At 69.6% G+C, this 14,262-nt stretch carries 13 protein-coding genes; 7 read left to right on the top strand and 6 right to left on the bottom strand.

The features are described from left to right. The first annotated feature begins 139 nt into the window (after positions 1-139). Positions 140-514 carry a nuclear transport factor 2 family protein gene (locus tag QMG73_RS38160; RefSeq protein ID WP_281903867.1) on the top strand — a complete coding sequence of 125 codons (375 nt, stop codon included), beginning with the start codon at positions 140-142 and terminating at the stop codon, positions 512-514. A gap of 1,001 nt (positions 515-1,515) precedes the next feature. Here the strand turns inward: QMG73_RS38160 and QMG73_RS38155 are convergent. Both QMG73_RS38155 and QMG73_RS38150 read right to left on the bottom strand, forming a co-directional pair. After that, on the bottom strand, positions 1,516-1,812 hold the full coding sequence (locus QMG73_RS38155) for a MoaD/ThiS family protein (protein WP_281903866.1): 297 nt from the start codon (positions 1,810-1,812) through the stop codon (positions 1,516-1,518). Beyond that, positions 1,809-2,924, bottom strand: a complete 1,116-nt coding sequence (locus QMG73_RS38150) for a WD40/YVTN/BNR-like repeat-containing protein (protein ID WP_281903865.1) — start codon at positions 2,922-2,924, stop codon at positions 1,809-1,811. Before QMG73_RS38150 ends, QMG73_RS38155 begins: the two co-directional genes overlap by 4 nt. 347 nt (positions 2,925-3,271) lie before the next feature. On the opposite strand from QMG73_RS38150, the gene QMG73_RS38145 reads away from it, so the two are divergent. Further along, positions 3,272-4,300 carry a DUF695 domain-containing protein gene (locus QMG73_RS38145; protein ID WP_281903864.1) on the top strand — a complete coding sequence of 343 codons (1,029 nt, stop codon included), beginning with the start codon at positions 3,272-3,274 and terminating at the stop codon, positions 4,298-4,300. Between the two features lie 41 nt (positions 4,301-4,341). After that, positions 4,342-4,746, top strand: coding sequence for a PLD nuclease N-terminal domain-containing protein (locus QMG73_RS38140; protein ID WP_281903863.1), 405 nt, complete (start codon positions 4,342-4,344; stop codon positions 4,744-4,746). 150 nt (positions 4,747-4,896) lie between these two features. Here the strand turns inward: QMG73_RS38140 and QMG73_RS38135 are convergent, their stop codons facing one another. Further along, positions 4,897-5,592: a class I SAM-dependent methyltransferase gene (locus tag QMG73_RS38135; RefSeq protein WP_281903862.1), complete on the bottom strand. Its 696-nt coding sequence runs from the start codon at positions 5,590-5,592 to the stop codon at positions 4,897-4,899. A 137-nt stretch (positions 5,593-5,729) separates the two neighbouring features. Continuing rightward, entirely contained in the window at positions 5,730-5,933 is a 204-nt protein-coding gene (locus tag QMG73_RS38130) for a cold-shock protein (RefSeq protein WP_265249784.1), read from the bottom strand. Positions 5,934-6,216: 283 nt separating this feature from the next. Here QMG73_RS38130 and QMG73_RS38125 point away from each other — a divergent pair, with 283 nt between their 5' ends. Continuing rightward, on the top strand, positions 6,217-6,450 hold the full coding sequence (locus QMG73_RS38125; RefSeq protein WP_281903861.1) for a hypothetical protein: 234 nt from the start codon (positions 6,217-6,219) through the stop codon (positions 6,448-6,450). Between the two features lie 839 nt (positions 6,451-7,289). On the opposite strand, the gene QMG73_RS38120 is transcribed toward QMG73_RS38125, so the two are convergent. Further along, on the bottom strand, positions 7,290-9,464 hold the full coding sequence (locus QMG73_RS38120) for an MMPL family transporter (RefSeq protein ID WP_281903860.1): 2,175 nt from the start codon (positions 9,462-9,464) through the stop codon (positions 7,290-7,292). 166 nt (positions 9,465-9,630) lie between these two features. Here QMG73_RS38120 and QMG73_RS38115 point away from each other — a divergent pair, with 166 nt between their 5' ends. Together QMG73_RS38115 and QMG73_RS38110 are read left to right on the top strand one after the other, a co-directional pair. Then, complete coding sequence (locus QMG73_RS38115) at positions 9,631-10,197, top strand: TetR/AcrR family transcriptional regulator (protein ID WP_281903859.1); 567 nt, start codon at positions 9,631-9,633, stop codon at positions 10,195-10,197. A gap of 136 nt (positions 10,198-10,333) precedes the next feature. Next, on the top strand, positions 10,334-11,611 hold the full coding sequence (locus tag QMG73_RS38110; RefSeq protein ID WP_281903858.1) for a hypothetical protein: 1,278 nt from the start codon (positions 10,334-10,336) through the stop codon (positions 11,609-11,611). Here the strand turns inward: QMG73_RS38110 and QMG73_RS38105 are convergent. After that, positions 11,586-13,739 carry a sigma-70 family RNA polymerase sigma factor gene (locus QMG73_RS38105; RefSeq protein ID WP_281903857.1) on the bottom strand — a complete coding sequence of 718 codons (2,154 nt, stop codon included), beginning with the start codon at positions 13,737-13,739 and terminating at the stop codon, positions 11,586-11,588. The genes QMG73_RS38110 and QMG73_RS38105 overlap by 26 nt on opposite strands. Positions 13,740-13,946: 207 nt before the next feature. Between QMG73_RS38105 and QMG73_RS38100 the strand changes: the two genes are divergently transcribed. Then, a partial coding sequence (locus QMG73_RS38100; protein WP_281903856.1) for an RICIN domain-containing protein occupies positions 13,947-14,262 on the top strand: 316 nt, incomplete at its 3' end.

Here is a 14,262-nt window from a genome sequence, read left to right as displayed (position 1 = left end):
CAGCCGGCCCCCGCACCGATCGGGGGCCGGCTGGCGTCTTTGATTGAGATTTATCAATGGATAGTACGGGGTTCGCGGCCGTACCCAACCTCAGAGTTACCTCAGAGTTTTTGTCGGTGGGCGCTGGCACACTGCGCGCATGACGACGGTGGACGAGGTTGTGCGGGAGTACTGGGCTCGGGCGGAGGCGCGCGACTGGGCCGGCTTTGGCGAGCTGCTCGCCGATGATGTGGTCTACGACTTGCCGCAGAGCAGCGAGCGCATCCGCGGCAAGGCCGACTATCTGCGGTTCAACGAGGAATACCCGGGGGATTGGCACGCCACGCTGGTGCGCGCGGTTGGGCAGGGGACGCACGCGGCGACTTGGGTCTCGGTCACCACCGACGGCGAGGAGCAGTCGGCGCTGACATTCTTTCAGTTCGACGAGCAGGGGCTGATCGCCCAGATCACGGACTTCTGGCCCGAGCCCTACGAGCCGCCGCCGGGTCGAGAGCACCTGGCCGAGCGCTTCTGAAGGGGCTTCAGCGCCAATCGAGCGCTCGCGTCGCTCGCGTCGCTGGCGTCGCTCGCTCCCATTTCCGTCGATCAAGGGCGAATGCACGTGGTTGGATCTCTTTTCCGCGTGCGTTTGCCCTTGATCCATGCGATCTCCCTTGATCGGCGTCCTTGAGTCGAGGCCGGGGAGTGTCACGGTCGCCGAAACGGTGGTCGGGTGCGGCGCGGACGGCCGGTGTCGGCAGCTGGATCTGGATCGTGGAAGATGGCTGCCCCTGGAGGGGCAGCTGGGACGCCTACGGCGTCAGCGCTTCCGTCGCTAGAGGCGACGGTGGCGCTCCAAGAGGCCAGCTGGGCGGGACCGGCGCTCGGCGGCCGCGCGCTTTCGCGACCTTTCTTGATCGCGGCGGCGAGGCCGGGTGCCGGATCGTCCCGCGTGTGCGGCGCGGCCGAAGGTCGCCGCGTGTACCGGCGGCGTGGTCGCCGGGCGGCCACGCCGCCGGCAGGCGCTGCCGGCCTGCGCCTCGCCTTATTCGGCGATCTTGCAGTTGTCAGGTCCCAAATGGGGCAATCAGCCATGACAACTGCAAAATCGCCGGGGGATGGGGTTTTCGGGCGGCGCCCGCGCGCGGCGCATCTCGAGGCGCCGCGGAGGGTGCCTTATCGCGGCCGACCGGCAGGGCGTCGACTTGCGCGGCGTCGATCAAGGAGATCTGCGTCGATCAAGGGCGAATGCACGCGGAAATGAGATCCAACCACGTGCATTCGCCCTTGATCGACGCGAAGAGGGACGCTGCGCTGCGGCACGCAGCAGCCCTCGCGCCGCCGGACCGCCGCCGGTCGCACTGGGGGCCGCGCTGCGGCCGGTCATGTGCCGCCCGTCGTGCTGACGGCCGCGCCGCCGCCGGTCGCGCCGCTGCCGCGGCGGTGCTCGGTCGCGTTGCTGTGCTGTCGCTGCGGGCTCGTCGGCCGCTATACAAGCGTCGGCGAAAGGCCGCTCGCGGGTGCTTGGGGGAAGGGTTAGCCGCCGGCCATGGCGCCTACCACCAGGAAGGGTTCCTTTCCCACCACTACCTCGTCGGGCAGGGGTGAGTCGGGCTCTTCGTTGGACAGGTCTTCCTCGCAGGCGTAGAAGCGGATGAACGCCCGCCGCTTGCCCGTGCGTTGGTCGCGGATCGTGCCGCGCAGCATCGGGTACTGCGCTTCGAGCGCGTCGAGAACGCCGCGTTGCGTGATGGGTTTGGCTACGTCGAGCTGGACCTCGCTGCCCACTCGCGCGAGATTTTTCAGGTGGGCGGGCAGCACGACCCGGATCACGGCAGCACCTGGACTTCGACGGACAGCACCGGAGGCAGGTCGCGAACGATCGCCGTCCACGTGTCGCCGCCGTCGGCCGAGCCGTAGACCTGGCCGCCGGTGGTGCCGAAGTAGATGCCGCACGGGTCGAGCGTGTCGACCGCCATCGAGTCTCGCAGGATGTTGACGTAGCAGTTGGCCTGCGGCAGGCCGTTGGTGAGCGGCTCCCACTCGTCGCCGCCGACCGTGCTGCGGTAGACCCGGAGCTTGCCCTCCGGCGGGTAGTGCTCCGAGTCGCTGGTGATCGGTACGACGTAGATCGTCTCGGGCTCGTGCGCGTGCACCGCGATCGGGAAGCCGAAGTCGGTCGGCAGGTTGCCGCTGATCTCGCGCCACGTGCCGCCGGCGTCGTCGCTGCGCATGACGTCCCAGTGCTTCTGCATGAAGAGGACGTCGGGGCGGGACGGGTGCCTCGTGATCCGGTGCACGCAGTGGCCGACCTCGGCGTCTTCGTCGGGCAGTCCCTGCGACCGGAGCCCGCGATTGATGGGCAGCCAGGACTTGCCGCCGTCATCGGTGCGGAACGCGCCCGCCGCCGAGATGGCCACGTAGATCCGGCCCTTGTTCGCCGGGTCGAGGATGATCGTGTGCAGGCACAGACCGCCGGCACCCGGCTGCCAACCCGGCCCGGACTCGTGCGTACGCAGCGCCGGCAGCTCGGACCAGGTCTTGCCACCGTCGGTCGTCTGAAACAGCGCCGCGTCTTCCGCGCCCGCGTACACCGTGTCGGGGTCGTCAGGCGACGGCTCGAAGTGCCAGATCCGCTTGAACTCCCACGGGCGCGGGGTGCCGTCGTACCACAGGTGCTCGCCGGCCTCGCCCTCGTACGCGAAGTCGTTGCCGACCGGTTCCCACGTGCGCCCGCCGTCATCGGAGCGCTGCACCACCTGCCCGAACCAGCCGGACGTCTGCGACGCCCAGATCCGGTCGGGCGCCGCCGGCGAGGCGTTGAGATGGTACATCTCCCAGCCGCCGAAGAGTGGGCCGTTGACCTCCCACTCGCGGCGGGCACCGTCCGCGGTCAGGATAAACGCGCCTTTGCGCGTGCCGACCAGTAGCCGTACTCCGCTCATGCGTGTGCTCCTCTCCCACATTGTCCAACGCCGTGCCCCGCCACGCTCGGGTTCGGGACAGACGCGTCCGATGACGATTAGACCGCCGGGGGCCGACAAACTCATCGCTCGCGGCCCGGGTTCATCTGGAAGAAGCCAGCGATCGCGGCGCGTCGATCAAGGACATTGGCATCGATCAAGGGCAAACACACGCAGAAAAGAGGTCAAACCACGTGCATTCGCCCTTGATCGGCGGAGAGAGCGCGAGCGGCGGGCCGCGCGGAGAGAGCGCGGGCCGCGCGCCCGGTCGGCGAAGGGGACGAGCGGGGGGCGGCGGCGGGGGTGGGGGCGGCGTAGGGTCGGTCGGCGTGATGTTTTCTCGGCGCCGGCCCGCACCTGACAGCAGCATCGCGGAGTTCTGGCAGTGGTGGCAGGGCGCGCGCGGGCGCGTCGAGGCGGCGATCAAGTCGGGCGATTGGGACGCGTTGACCGACGAGATCAAGGCTCGCGTCGACGCCATCCACCCGGATCTGCAGTGGGAGTTCTCCAACGGCAGCCACGCCCAGCACGCGCTAGTCGTGTCACCGGCCGGCGAAGCGAGCCTCCGCGCGGTGGCGGCCAGGTGGGCGGCGAGCGCTCCGCCGCCCGACGAGACGTGGGAGTACCACGCTTCCCGCCAACCCGACCCGGCGGTCTTCGACGCGCGGATGGGCATCGCCGGTGCCGAGATCGTGCTGGCCGACCTGCGTTACGAGTTCGCCGTCACCCCCGGCCGGCAGCTCATCGACGTCACCGTCCACCACCCGGCCTTTCCGTCGCTTCCCGACGAGGTACGCGCTCAGATCGCGTTTCTCTCGCTGGACTGGCTCCTCGGCGAGGAGGGCGTCGAGCGCTGGGTGGGTGTCGTCGAGTTCGGTGGCGCGCCGCCGCCGGACGCCCGGTCGCGCGAGCAGTTGCGAGCCGCTGTCGAGCGCCAGGCGATCGAGTACAAGGAACCGACTTGGGCGGTGCTCAGTGCCCAGGACCGCAAGGGGTGGCCCCTTCTCGCGACCGCACAGCTGCCGCTGCTGCCCGTCCGGTTCCCGCGTTTCGACACGCACGTGGCCGTGACGCTGCCGTTCCGTGAGGCCAACGAGGGCGGCTTGCCGCTCGACGGTTCTCTCCAGGCGTTGCGTGCTTTCGAAGACGAGCTGACCGCCGCCGTCGGTGCCGACGGTGACCTGCTCGCACACGAGACCACCCGCCGCGTACGCACCCTGCACTTCTATGTAGACGGTACGACCGCCGCCGCGGCGACCATCGAGGAGCGCTTGCCGGGGTGGCGGGAGGGCCGGTCGAGCCTGCGGACTGGGTACGACCCGGGATTGGAAGAGGTGGGCCACCTGCGCGGCGCCTGACGGGGCACACAAGAGCGTGATCTTGCGGCAGGATAGCCGCCGTGGTTCGTCTCTACGGCTTGCTGTTCTTCGTCGACCTGATCCTGATCGTGGTCGCGCTGATCGACTGCATCTCCACTGAGGAGTTCGCGGTACGAAACCTGCCGAAACTGGCCTGGGTGTTCATCATCCTGCTGTTCCCGCCGATCGGCCCGATCGTGTGGTTCGTTGCGGGCCGCCCGCAGAAGCACCGGGTCGGCCGTGCCGGCGATTGGCGCCCAGGCAGCGGCTTCCCTGAGTACGAGCGGCCGCGCCCCCTCGCACCCGACGACGACCCGGAGTTCCTGCGTAGCCAGACTCGCGGTCGTAAGGAAGACGAGGAGCTGTTCCGCAAGTGGGAGGCCGACCTGCGCAAGCGCGAAGAGGAGCTGCGCCGCAAGGATGGCGACGACCCTCCGAGGGCATGAAGACGTGCTGGGATCCCGGGCATCGAACCGAGGCCCGGGACCCCCACCGCCCGACCCAAGCAGGCTGGGACCAGCCCGGGCCAGTTCTGTTCACGGCCTCATGACCGTACGCCGTCCTGAGTGCGAAAAGGGACCGATATGTCGGCCTTGCTAGCGGGCCGCAGATCTGAGCATCGGCTCCGATTGGCCGCGCCGCAGCGTGAAGACGTTGGTGCGTCGTAGCTGGGCGTCTTCCGGCGTGCCCGCACCCTGAACCGTGTAGCTGGCCATCAGGTCCAGCGCCACCGAGGGCAGGTGACCCCGGTCAGGGTCTCCCAGCAGTACCAGCGCGCCGCGGTCGGCGGCACGAATCAGGAACGGCCTGACCCGCTCGGCGACGGACTCGTCGTAGAGCACATCGCCAGCGAGTACCACCTGTGCGCCGTGACCGTCACCGTCCAGGACGTCTTCCTCCAGCGGAGTGACGGCGACGCCGTTGGCCTGCGCGTTCGCGCGGATCGCGACGATCGCGTTCGGATCGATCTCGGTGGCGGTGACGTCCGTCGCGCCGGCCATCGCCGCGGCGATGGCGACGATCCCGGATCCGGAGGCGAGATCCAGTACGCTGCGGCCGGCAACCGACTCCGGATGATCCAGAACGTATCGCGCGACCGCCTGCCCGCCGACCCAGGCGGAGGCCCAGTACGGCGCGGGAAGCGAGACTCCGGCCGCCGCCTCCAGCCGAGCCCACAGGACGATCGCGTCCTCGGCGAGAAACAGGCGCATCTCGGGCACCAGCGGCACCGGAGACAGCGCGAGCTGATCCATGCCGGGCGCGTGGGAGCGGTCCAGAGCGTTCAGCGTCATCCCCTTTACAAGGCGACGCGCCTCCCGAGCGGGACGGAACCCGTTCCGCACGGAAGGCGCGTCGAAATGTGTCGCCGATCGCGTCTCCGCGGCTTCACGCTCGTACGTCGACGCCACGGGGATACGCGGGCGCGGCCTCAGATGAGGCGGATGTTCGCGGCCTGCGGGCCCTTCTGGCCCTGCTGGACGTCGAACTCGACGCGCTGGTTCTCCTCCAGGCTGCGGTATCCGTCAGCCGCGATCGCCGAGTAGTGGGCGAACACGTCCGGGCCACCGTTGTCCTGGGTGATGAACCCGAAGCCCTTGTCCGCGTTGAACCACTTCACAGTGCCGACAGCCATGTCAATCTCCTTCACACAAGGCTGATGGAACCCGCACCGCGCGGGCCCCGCGTCGCCGCGTTGATCAATCCTCGTCCGGAGAGCACCGGCAGAACAAAGAGCGCCTGGATCATTGAGTCACCAGGCGCCTGCAAAGTACGTGGAAACCAAAACTGCAACGCCCCCACCGTAGCACGGTCGCGGCGTGCCGTCCGGGAAGGCCATGGCTACGATCGTCCAGGCGGCGGAATCGGACGTGCGACCGCACCGAAGGGCCGGGAGCCAAGACAGGAGACGCGACGACATGCAGGTGCTCTTCCTGGGTGGCCCGTGGCACGGCGAAAGGCACGACGTTCCACCGTGTCGCAAGGCACACGGGGCGGCGTCGCTGCCCGCTCTCTACAGCGTGGCCCGACCGCCCGCCGACGCCGATCCGACCAGCGCCCGCGTCGTCTACACGAGACGCTTCGCGCAGGGCGGCGGCGAGCGGCGCCCGGTCTACGTCGCCCCCGACTACCGCGGGCCTGCCCGCGCCTAGATCAGGTTCAAACCCAGGCTTTGAGCTGCCGCGATGCCCGTCGCGGCTCAGACCGTCGCTCCCGCGGCCTCGCCCTCCGCGCCCAGTCGCGCTCACGACCGTACGTGCGGGGCGGGTTGTGTAGTCGCGGAGGGTGAGGCCGCGGGAGCAACGGCCCCGGACCGCCGCGAACGTCGCGGCAGCCCGATATTTCTCGGACTAGATCCGTCCAGTGCCTCCCCTGCTCCGCAGCCGGAAGACCATCGCGGCCTCCGGCGTGTCGGCCATGCCCGAGCGGCGCCGGGGCGTCCGCGCCAATCAAGCCCTCTCCCGCCCCTCCCGCCGATCAAGGGCAAACGCACGTGGTTTGATCGCTTTTCCACGTGCGTTCGCCCTTGATCCTTGCGCTTTTCCTTGATCAGCGCCGTTCGGGCGCTGCGGTCGCGCCGGTCGCGGCGGTCGCCGTCGCCCGCGCGCCGCGCGGCGGCGCTTCCACCCCTCCTGTTCGCCGATCTTGCCGTTGTCATGGCGGAATGCCCGGAATGGGACGTGACAAGTGCAAGATCGGCGTGGTGAGCGCGCACGGCGGCGCGTCGTCGTGGCGGGGGCGAGCCGCGGGGTTTGAGGGTGGCGACGGCGTGTCGCCGCGCCCTGCGCGGTGCGCGCCGATCAAGGGCGATCGCATGGATCAAGGGCGAATGCACGTGGAAAAGAGATCCAACCGCGTGCATTTGCCCTTGATCGGCGGGTGGGGCGTGGCGACACGCCGTGTCGGGCTGGCCCGGGGGCGGACGCGTGCGGAGAAGAGATCCAACCGCGTGCATTCGCCCTTGATCGGCGGAAGCGGCGTGGCAACCCCGCTAGGCGGGGGCGGGTTGCAGGGCTGGGGTGTCGGGTTGGGGGTCGTCGAGTTTGTGGCGGAGTTTCTCGCCTTCGACGTCCACATTGGGCAGGAGCTTGTCGAGCCAGCGCGGCAGCCACCACGCGGCCTTGCCCAGCAGCGTCATCACCGCCGGCACGATCGTCATCCGCACCACGATCGCGTCGAACAGCACCGCCACGCCCAGCGCGAACCCGATCGACTTGACGATCGACTCAGGCGACAGGATGAAGCCGGCGAAGACGCTGATCATGATGATCGCGGCGGCCGTGACGACGCGGGCGCCGTGCCCGAAGCCGCTCACCACCGCCTCGTGCGGCGTGGCGCCGTGCACATAGTCTTCGCGCATCCGGGTGACCAGGAAGACCTGGTAGTCCATGGCCAGCCCGAAGACGATGCCGATGAGGAAGATCGGCAGGAAGCTGATGATGGGTCCGGTGTGGTCGACGCCGAGCAGGTCGGCGGCCCAGCCCCACTGGAAGACGGCGACGACCGCGCCGAACGTGGCGGCGATGCTGAGCAGGAAGCCGACCGCGGCCTTGATGGGCACCAGGATCGAGCGGAACACCAGCATCAGCAGGAACAGCGCCAGCCCGACGACCACGGCGAGATACGGCAGTAGGGCGTCGCCGAGCTTCGTGGACATGTCGATGTTGATGGCGGTCAGGCCGGTGACGCCAATGGTGGCGCCCGCGACGGTGCCGTCGAGCTGCCGGATGGCGCGTACCAGATCCTTGGTGGCGGAATCGCTCGGCCCGCTCTTCGGGATGACGGTGAGCACGGCGGTGTCGCCGGCCTGGTTGTACGTCGCGGGCGTCACGGCCGACACGTCGGCGAGGCCCTGTATCTCCTGCGTCACCTCGTCCGCGGCGGCCCTGACCTGGCCGGCCTTGCCGTCGACGACGACGGTCAGCGGCGCGTTGAAGCCCTGCCCGAAGCCCTGCGACACCAGGTCGTAGGCCTTGCGCTGGGTGGTGTCGGGCGCGGCGGTGCTGTCGTCGGGCATGCCGAGGCGCAGGTCCAGCGCGGGGAGGGCGACGGCGCCGAGCGCCAGTACCGCGACCACCAGCACCGCGACCGGCCGGCGGGTGACCGCGCGGGCCCAGCGGGTGCCGAAGGCGGCGGTCTTCTGGTGCGCACGGACGGGCGCCGGCTTGATGCGGCGGCCGGCGAAGCCGAGCAGCGCGGGCAGCAGCGTCAGCGCGATGAGGACGGCGACCGCGACGGTGCCGGCGGCGGCGAGGCCCATCTGGGTCAGGAACGGCACGCCGACGACCCACAGGGCGGCGAGGGCGATCATCACGGTCAGACCGGCGAAGACCACGGCGGAACCGGCGGTTCCCACGGCGCGGCCCGCGGCCTCCTCACGCTCGCGGCCGGCGGTCAGCTCGTGCCGGTACCTGGACACGATGAACAGGGCGTAGTCGATGGCGACCGCGAGACCGAGCATCAGGGCGAGGATCGGGGTGGTGGACGACATGTCCACGAAGCCGGTGGCGGCGGTGATCGCGCCGATGCCGATGGCGATGCCGAGCAGCGCGGTCAGCAGTGGCAGGCCGGCCGCGATGAGCGAGCCGAACGTGATCACCAGTACGACTGCGGCGACCGCGACGCCGATGATCTCGGTGGCGCCCTGCTCGGGTTGGATCTGGAGCGCGTCACCGCCGATCTCGGCGGTCAGCCCCGCGGCACGTGCGTCGTCGGCGGCGGATGTCAGGGCGGCGCGTGACTGATCGGTCAGTTCGGCCGACGGCACCTTGTAGGTCGCCTGGGCGAGGCCGACGGTGCCGGCCTCGTTGATGGCGCCGCTGGCGAACGGGTCGGTGACCGAGGCGATCTGCGACGACTGCTTCAGCTCGCTGAGGACCTGCTCGATGGCGCCCCGGTTGGCGGTACTGGTCAGCTGCTGCCCCTCCGGCGCGGCGAAGACCAGCCGGGCGGTGGCGCCGTCGGCGGATGCCTGCGGGAACCGTTCCTGCAGCAGGTCGATCGCCTTCTGCGACTGCGTGCCGGGGATGCGGAACGCGTCCGAGGTCGGCCCGGACAGGGTGGCGGCGCCAGCGAGCGCGGCGATGAGGACCGCGACCCACAGGCCGGCGACGAGCCACCGCCGGCGGTACGCGAACCGGCCGAGCCGGTACAGGAACGATGCCATCTCAAGTCTCCTCCAGAAGGGTGTGTGACGCCGAGGACGCTAGCCGATCGTAAAGTCGATGCCTAGCCGATCGTGAAGTAGTTCACTCGCCGATCGACTAGTTGTCACCTAGCCGATCGTCAAGCTATGTTCGGAGTCACACACGAGATCAGTAAGGGCGGAAGACATGGCATCCGGTGCGACCGACAGCCGGCAGCGCTTCATCGACGTCGCGATCCGACTGTTCATACGGCACAGCTTCGCGGGCACGTCGTTGCAGATGATCGCCGACGAGGTGGGCGTCACCAAGGCCGCCGTGTACCACCACTTCCGCACCCGCGAAGACCTGCTGGCCGCCGTCGTCGAGCCGCTCGTCGCGCAGGTGCGGACCATCATCGAGCAGGCCGAGGCGCAGCGCGGGCGGCACGCCCGTGCCGACCACATGCTCACCGGTTACGCCGACCTCGTGGTGCGCAACCGTGCCCTGATGGCGGTCGTCGCTGGCGACCCGGGCGCGATCGACATGCTCCGCACGCACCCCGACCTGCGCGACCTCATCGAGCGGCAGATCAGGCTGCTCGCCGACGTCGAGCCGGGGCCGGGCGGTCTGGTCAAGGCCGCCATTCTCCTGGCCGGCACCGCCGGCGCGGCCGGGCCGGTCCTGGTCGACCTCGACGACGACACCCTGCGCCAGCAGTTCGTCGAGGCCGGCCGCCGCCTGCTTGGGCTGCGCACACCGCGCCGCCCGCGGTAAGAGCCTGTTGGTAAACCTCCGGTCGAGCTGCGGCGAAGTCCAGGCGGCGTCCGGTGCGTTCGCGCTAGCCCTCACGCCGGGCGCGGCCGAAAGGTGGTCGTCACCTTGGAGTGACAGTGGCGGATACGCTGAGTCCATGGTGGAGGCTTCGGCACGCCCGCGGCACTATACGACGCCGCCGGCACTCGTGCGCCGGTACACCGGCGATCTGTCCGTGGAGTCGCAGCGCGTCCGGGCCCAGGCCGGCCCGATCATCGCCGACCTGCTGCCGCCCCGGCCGGAGCGCCCAAGCCTGGTGGCCTCGGCGGGTGGACCGGTCACGCGGATCCTGTTCACCATCCCGGCGTACGCGGTCGACTCGCCGCCGCTCGCCGCGGCGTACCAGGATCTGCTGGCCAAGCTGCCGGCGCAGACGCGCTTCCTCGTGCTGACGCACGAGTCAGCCGCCGAAACTGTCGGCGGTTGGAGCGACCGGATCGACGTCGTGGCCGGGCCCGATCACATCAACTTCAGCGTGTGGGCGGAAGACGGCTACGTCGTGGTCGTCGACGCGGGCACGACCTACTTCGTCGAGCCGTTTTCCTTTCCACGGTACGGCGACAGCCTGGTCGCCGATCTCGTGGCCAACGCCGATCCGGCCCTTGAGCGCACCCAGGCACCGCTGTACTTCCAGGGCGGCAACCTACTGATCGGCGACGACTTCTTCCTCATCGGCGCCGACTATCCGGCCAATACATTGCGGTACGTCGGCGGCATCCTCGTGCCCGAGCCGGGGGAGCGGCCGGCAGACCTGGTGCGGCGGCTCTACGGCGAGTACCTCGACCCTGACCGGCGGCTCATCTACGTCGGCAGTTCGCTGCCGGTGCCGGAGCAGCGCACCCGGCGGTTCACTCTGGACGGTGCGGAGTGGACGGAGGTCCTGTACGCGGGCAACCAGCCCGGCACGACCCAGCCGGTCTTCCACATCGACATGCTGGTGACGCTCGCCGGCCGCGGTGACGATGGGCGATACCGGGTGCTCGTCGGCGACCCGCGAGCGGCGGCCGAGGTGCTCGGCACACCAACTCCGGCGCACGCCATGCCGGAGGTGTTCGACGACATCGCGGCGGGTCTGGCGCGGCAGGGCTTCGACGTGGTGCGCAACCCGCTGCCGCTGGTGTACGTCGACGACCCCGACCGGCGGGAGCGCTGGTGGTACTTCGCCACCGCCAACAACGCGCTCGTCAGCGACGGCGTCGTGTACCTGCCGACCTATGGGCACGGTGCGTGGCCGGAACTCGCCGCCACCGACGAGGCCAACGGCCGGATCTGGACAGGTCTCGGCTACGAGGTCGTGTACCTCACCGACTTCCACCCGTTCGCGGAGAACCTTGGCTCGGTGCACTGCATCAAGAAGTACCTGGCTCGCGCATAGAGGCGCCGACGCCGCGACCGGTGGTGAGATAGTCGGTCGAGGGGAGCCGGCCGTCGGGGCGCCGTTGCCCCTGGGCGCCGCTGGGATCGGTCGACTCGAAGGCGCTGGCCGCCCAGGAGCCACCGTCCCACGTGTTGCGGCTTGACCCGGTACCGGTACGCAGCTCGGCATCCCGGGCGTTGTCGACGGAAGCGTTGCTGCGCACGGTAGACGGCGCGGTGGGCAGGTGGAAGCCGGTCCCACCGTTGCGGAATGCCGTGTTGTTGCTCAGCTCCAGCCGCCCCGAGTTTCCACCGTCACTGAACCCGTGACCTGCGTTGGCCCAGGAGGCGTTGTGCCGCAACACGTGTGGTGCCGGAGGGCCGCCGCCCAGATGGAATCCGTCGGCGTTGCTCTGCCAGATCGGGGCGCTCCAGCGGTTGACGCCGTTGCCGTAGGCCCAGTTGTATTCCAGGCGCACCGCGTCGGCGAACTCGCCGAGATCGAAACCGGAGTCGGCGTTGTCGAAGGCGCGGCAGCCGCGCACCACGTTTCCCGCGCCCGCACCGAACTTGATGGCCAGGCCGACGCCGGACCGCCCCTGGTCGGCGGGATCGTAGTTGCGGTAGAAGTCGCTGTCGAGCACCTGGTTGTCGACGGTACCCGGATCGCGCAGTGTCAGGCCCGACCGGACGTTGTCGTGAATGGACAGCCGGCGGAAGGTGTTGCCTCGGCAGGAGACGCACACGTACGCGTGGCTGCTCGAGTTCTTGATTTCCAGTCCCTGCACGGTCCAGTACCCGCCGCGGTGGGTCACGGCCCAGCTCCCGGCCGGCACCCGGCTGGCGTCGATGACCGGGCGCTCGTCGCGGTAGTTGCTGACGGTGATGCGGCGTTCCGGAGTGCCGTTCGTGTCGATGACGACCGGATCGGCCGAGCGGTACGTGCCGCCTCGCAGCGCGATGGTCTGCCCCGGACGCACCACCGCGACCGCCTTGGCGAGGCTCGCGTACGGCCGATCGATGCTGCCGTCGCCGGCATCCGACCCGTTCACCGCGACGTACACGTCGGCCACCGCCACGCCGCTGAAGGCCGCCGGCACGGATGTCGGAGTTGCGGCGGCGGTCGGGCTCGCGGCCAGGGCGGGCGGTTGGGGCACCAGCTTCCGGGTCGCCGCTGTGGGACTCACGGTGGCTGTCGCGCCCGGCGGGGTGGACGCGGGCTCGTGGTAGACCGCGTACGCGAAGCCGCCGCTGGCGACGGCGGTCGTGGCTGCCAGTACGGCGACCTTGTTGTGCAGGAAGCCCTGGACGGCGTGCAGAAGCGACGGTGCCGCCGGCGTCGCCGCCTCCAGCGCGATCCGTAAGCCCTCCACGACCGCCACCGGTACCGGAAGCGCGCTGGCGCCGAGCGCCAGGTCTTCGAGGGTCGCGAGACCGTGCCGGTGAACGTCGCACTGTGGACAGTCGCGGGTGTGCCGGATCAGCCGTTTGCGCCACAGCGGGTCGGCGACGCCGTTCCAGCTCTGGAGCAGCGTGGCGAGCTGGGCGCAGCGCGGCCGAGCCCGCATCGCGCGCACGACGCCTCTTGCCGCGTCCAGCCGCTCGCGCAGGCGCCGCACGCGTACGGCCGCGTGCTTCGGCTTGACCGCGAGAGCGGTCGCGAGCTCCGCGCGGGTAAGCTCGCCGGCCGCCTCCTGCCACCAGAGCGCCAGCAGTTGGCGGTCGGCGCCTTCCAGCCACCGGACGGCCTCCGCCAACTCCTGCCGTTGCCCGTCGAGCACCAGCGTGGTGACGGTCTGCTCGGCGAAGTCGCCGTCGGGGTCGGGCACGTCTGGCGGCGCATCCTCGACGCGGACCATGGCCTTGCGGCGATTGCGCAGGTACAGGTGCAGCTGCCGGTACGCGATGGTCACCGCCCAGGAGCGGAACCTGTCGGGATCCCGCAGCCCCGGCAGGCCAGCGATGATCCGGACCATCGTCTCCTGCACCACGTCGTCGACGTCGGTGTGCCCGTTGAGCGCGCGGCTGATGACGTTGTAGATGACCGGAAGATGCGTGGCGACGAGCTCGTTGAGCGCGTCTCGGCTCCCCGCCTGCGCGGCGCGTACGAGCACGGTGACGTCAGGTGCCTCACTGTGCGTCATCATCGCGTCCACCGTCGCTGATAGTCGCACAACGATGTCTGTCTGTAAAGAAGGTCATCTCTGTGAAGAGTCGCCGCAGGTAGGCGCAGGGCGCCAAATTTCTTTCAGCATTTTCGGTTATCCCTGGTGGGTGCCGTGCATCTACCAGAGTGCTGCCGACCGCTCCATCGGTAGTGCTCGCTCACAGTAACCGCCTCGAAAGGTCCTCAGATGGTCAAACACCTCAGGCGCTGGTTGCCGCTCGCGATCGCCGCCCTCGCGGTGCCGTCCGCGGTTGTCGTGGCGTCGGCGTCGCCGTCGTTGGCCGCGACGATCGACACGTCGGCCTACTACGTGCTCACCTCCCGCCACAGTGGCAAGGCGATCGACGTGTACAACCTGGCGACGAATGATGGTGCGCCGATCGTGCAGTGGGCGCGTAACGATGGAAATCAGCAGCAGTGGCAGTTCGTGTCGGTGGGTGGTGGCTATTACCAGGTGAAGTCGCGGCTCAGTGGCAAGGTGTTGCAGATCGCGTCGGCTCAGG

The sequence above is a fragment of the Phytohabitans aurantiacus genome, from assembly GCF_027923225.1.
GTDB classification, from domain to species: domain Bacteria; phylum Actinomycetota; class Actinomycetes; order Mycobacteriales; family Micromonosporaceae; genus Phytohabitans; species Phytohabitans aurantiacus.
Note: the sequence above shows the minus strand (reverse complement) of the source record. Positions and strands in the feature narration are given on the sequence as shown.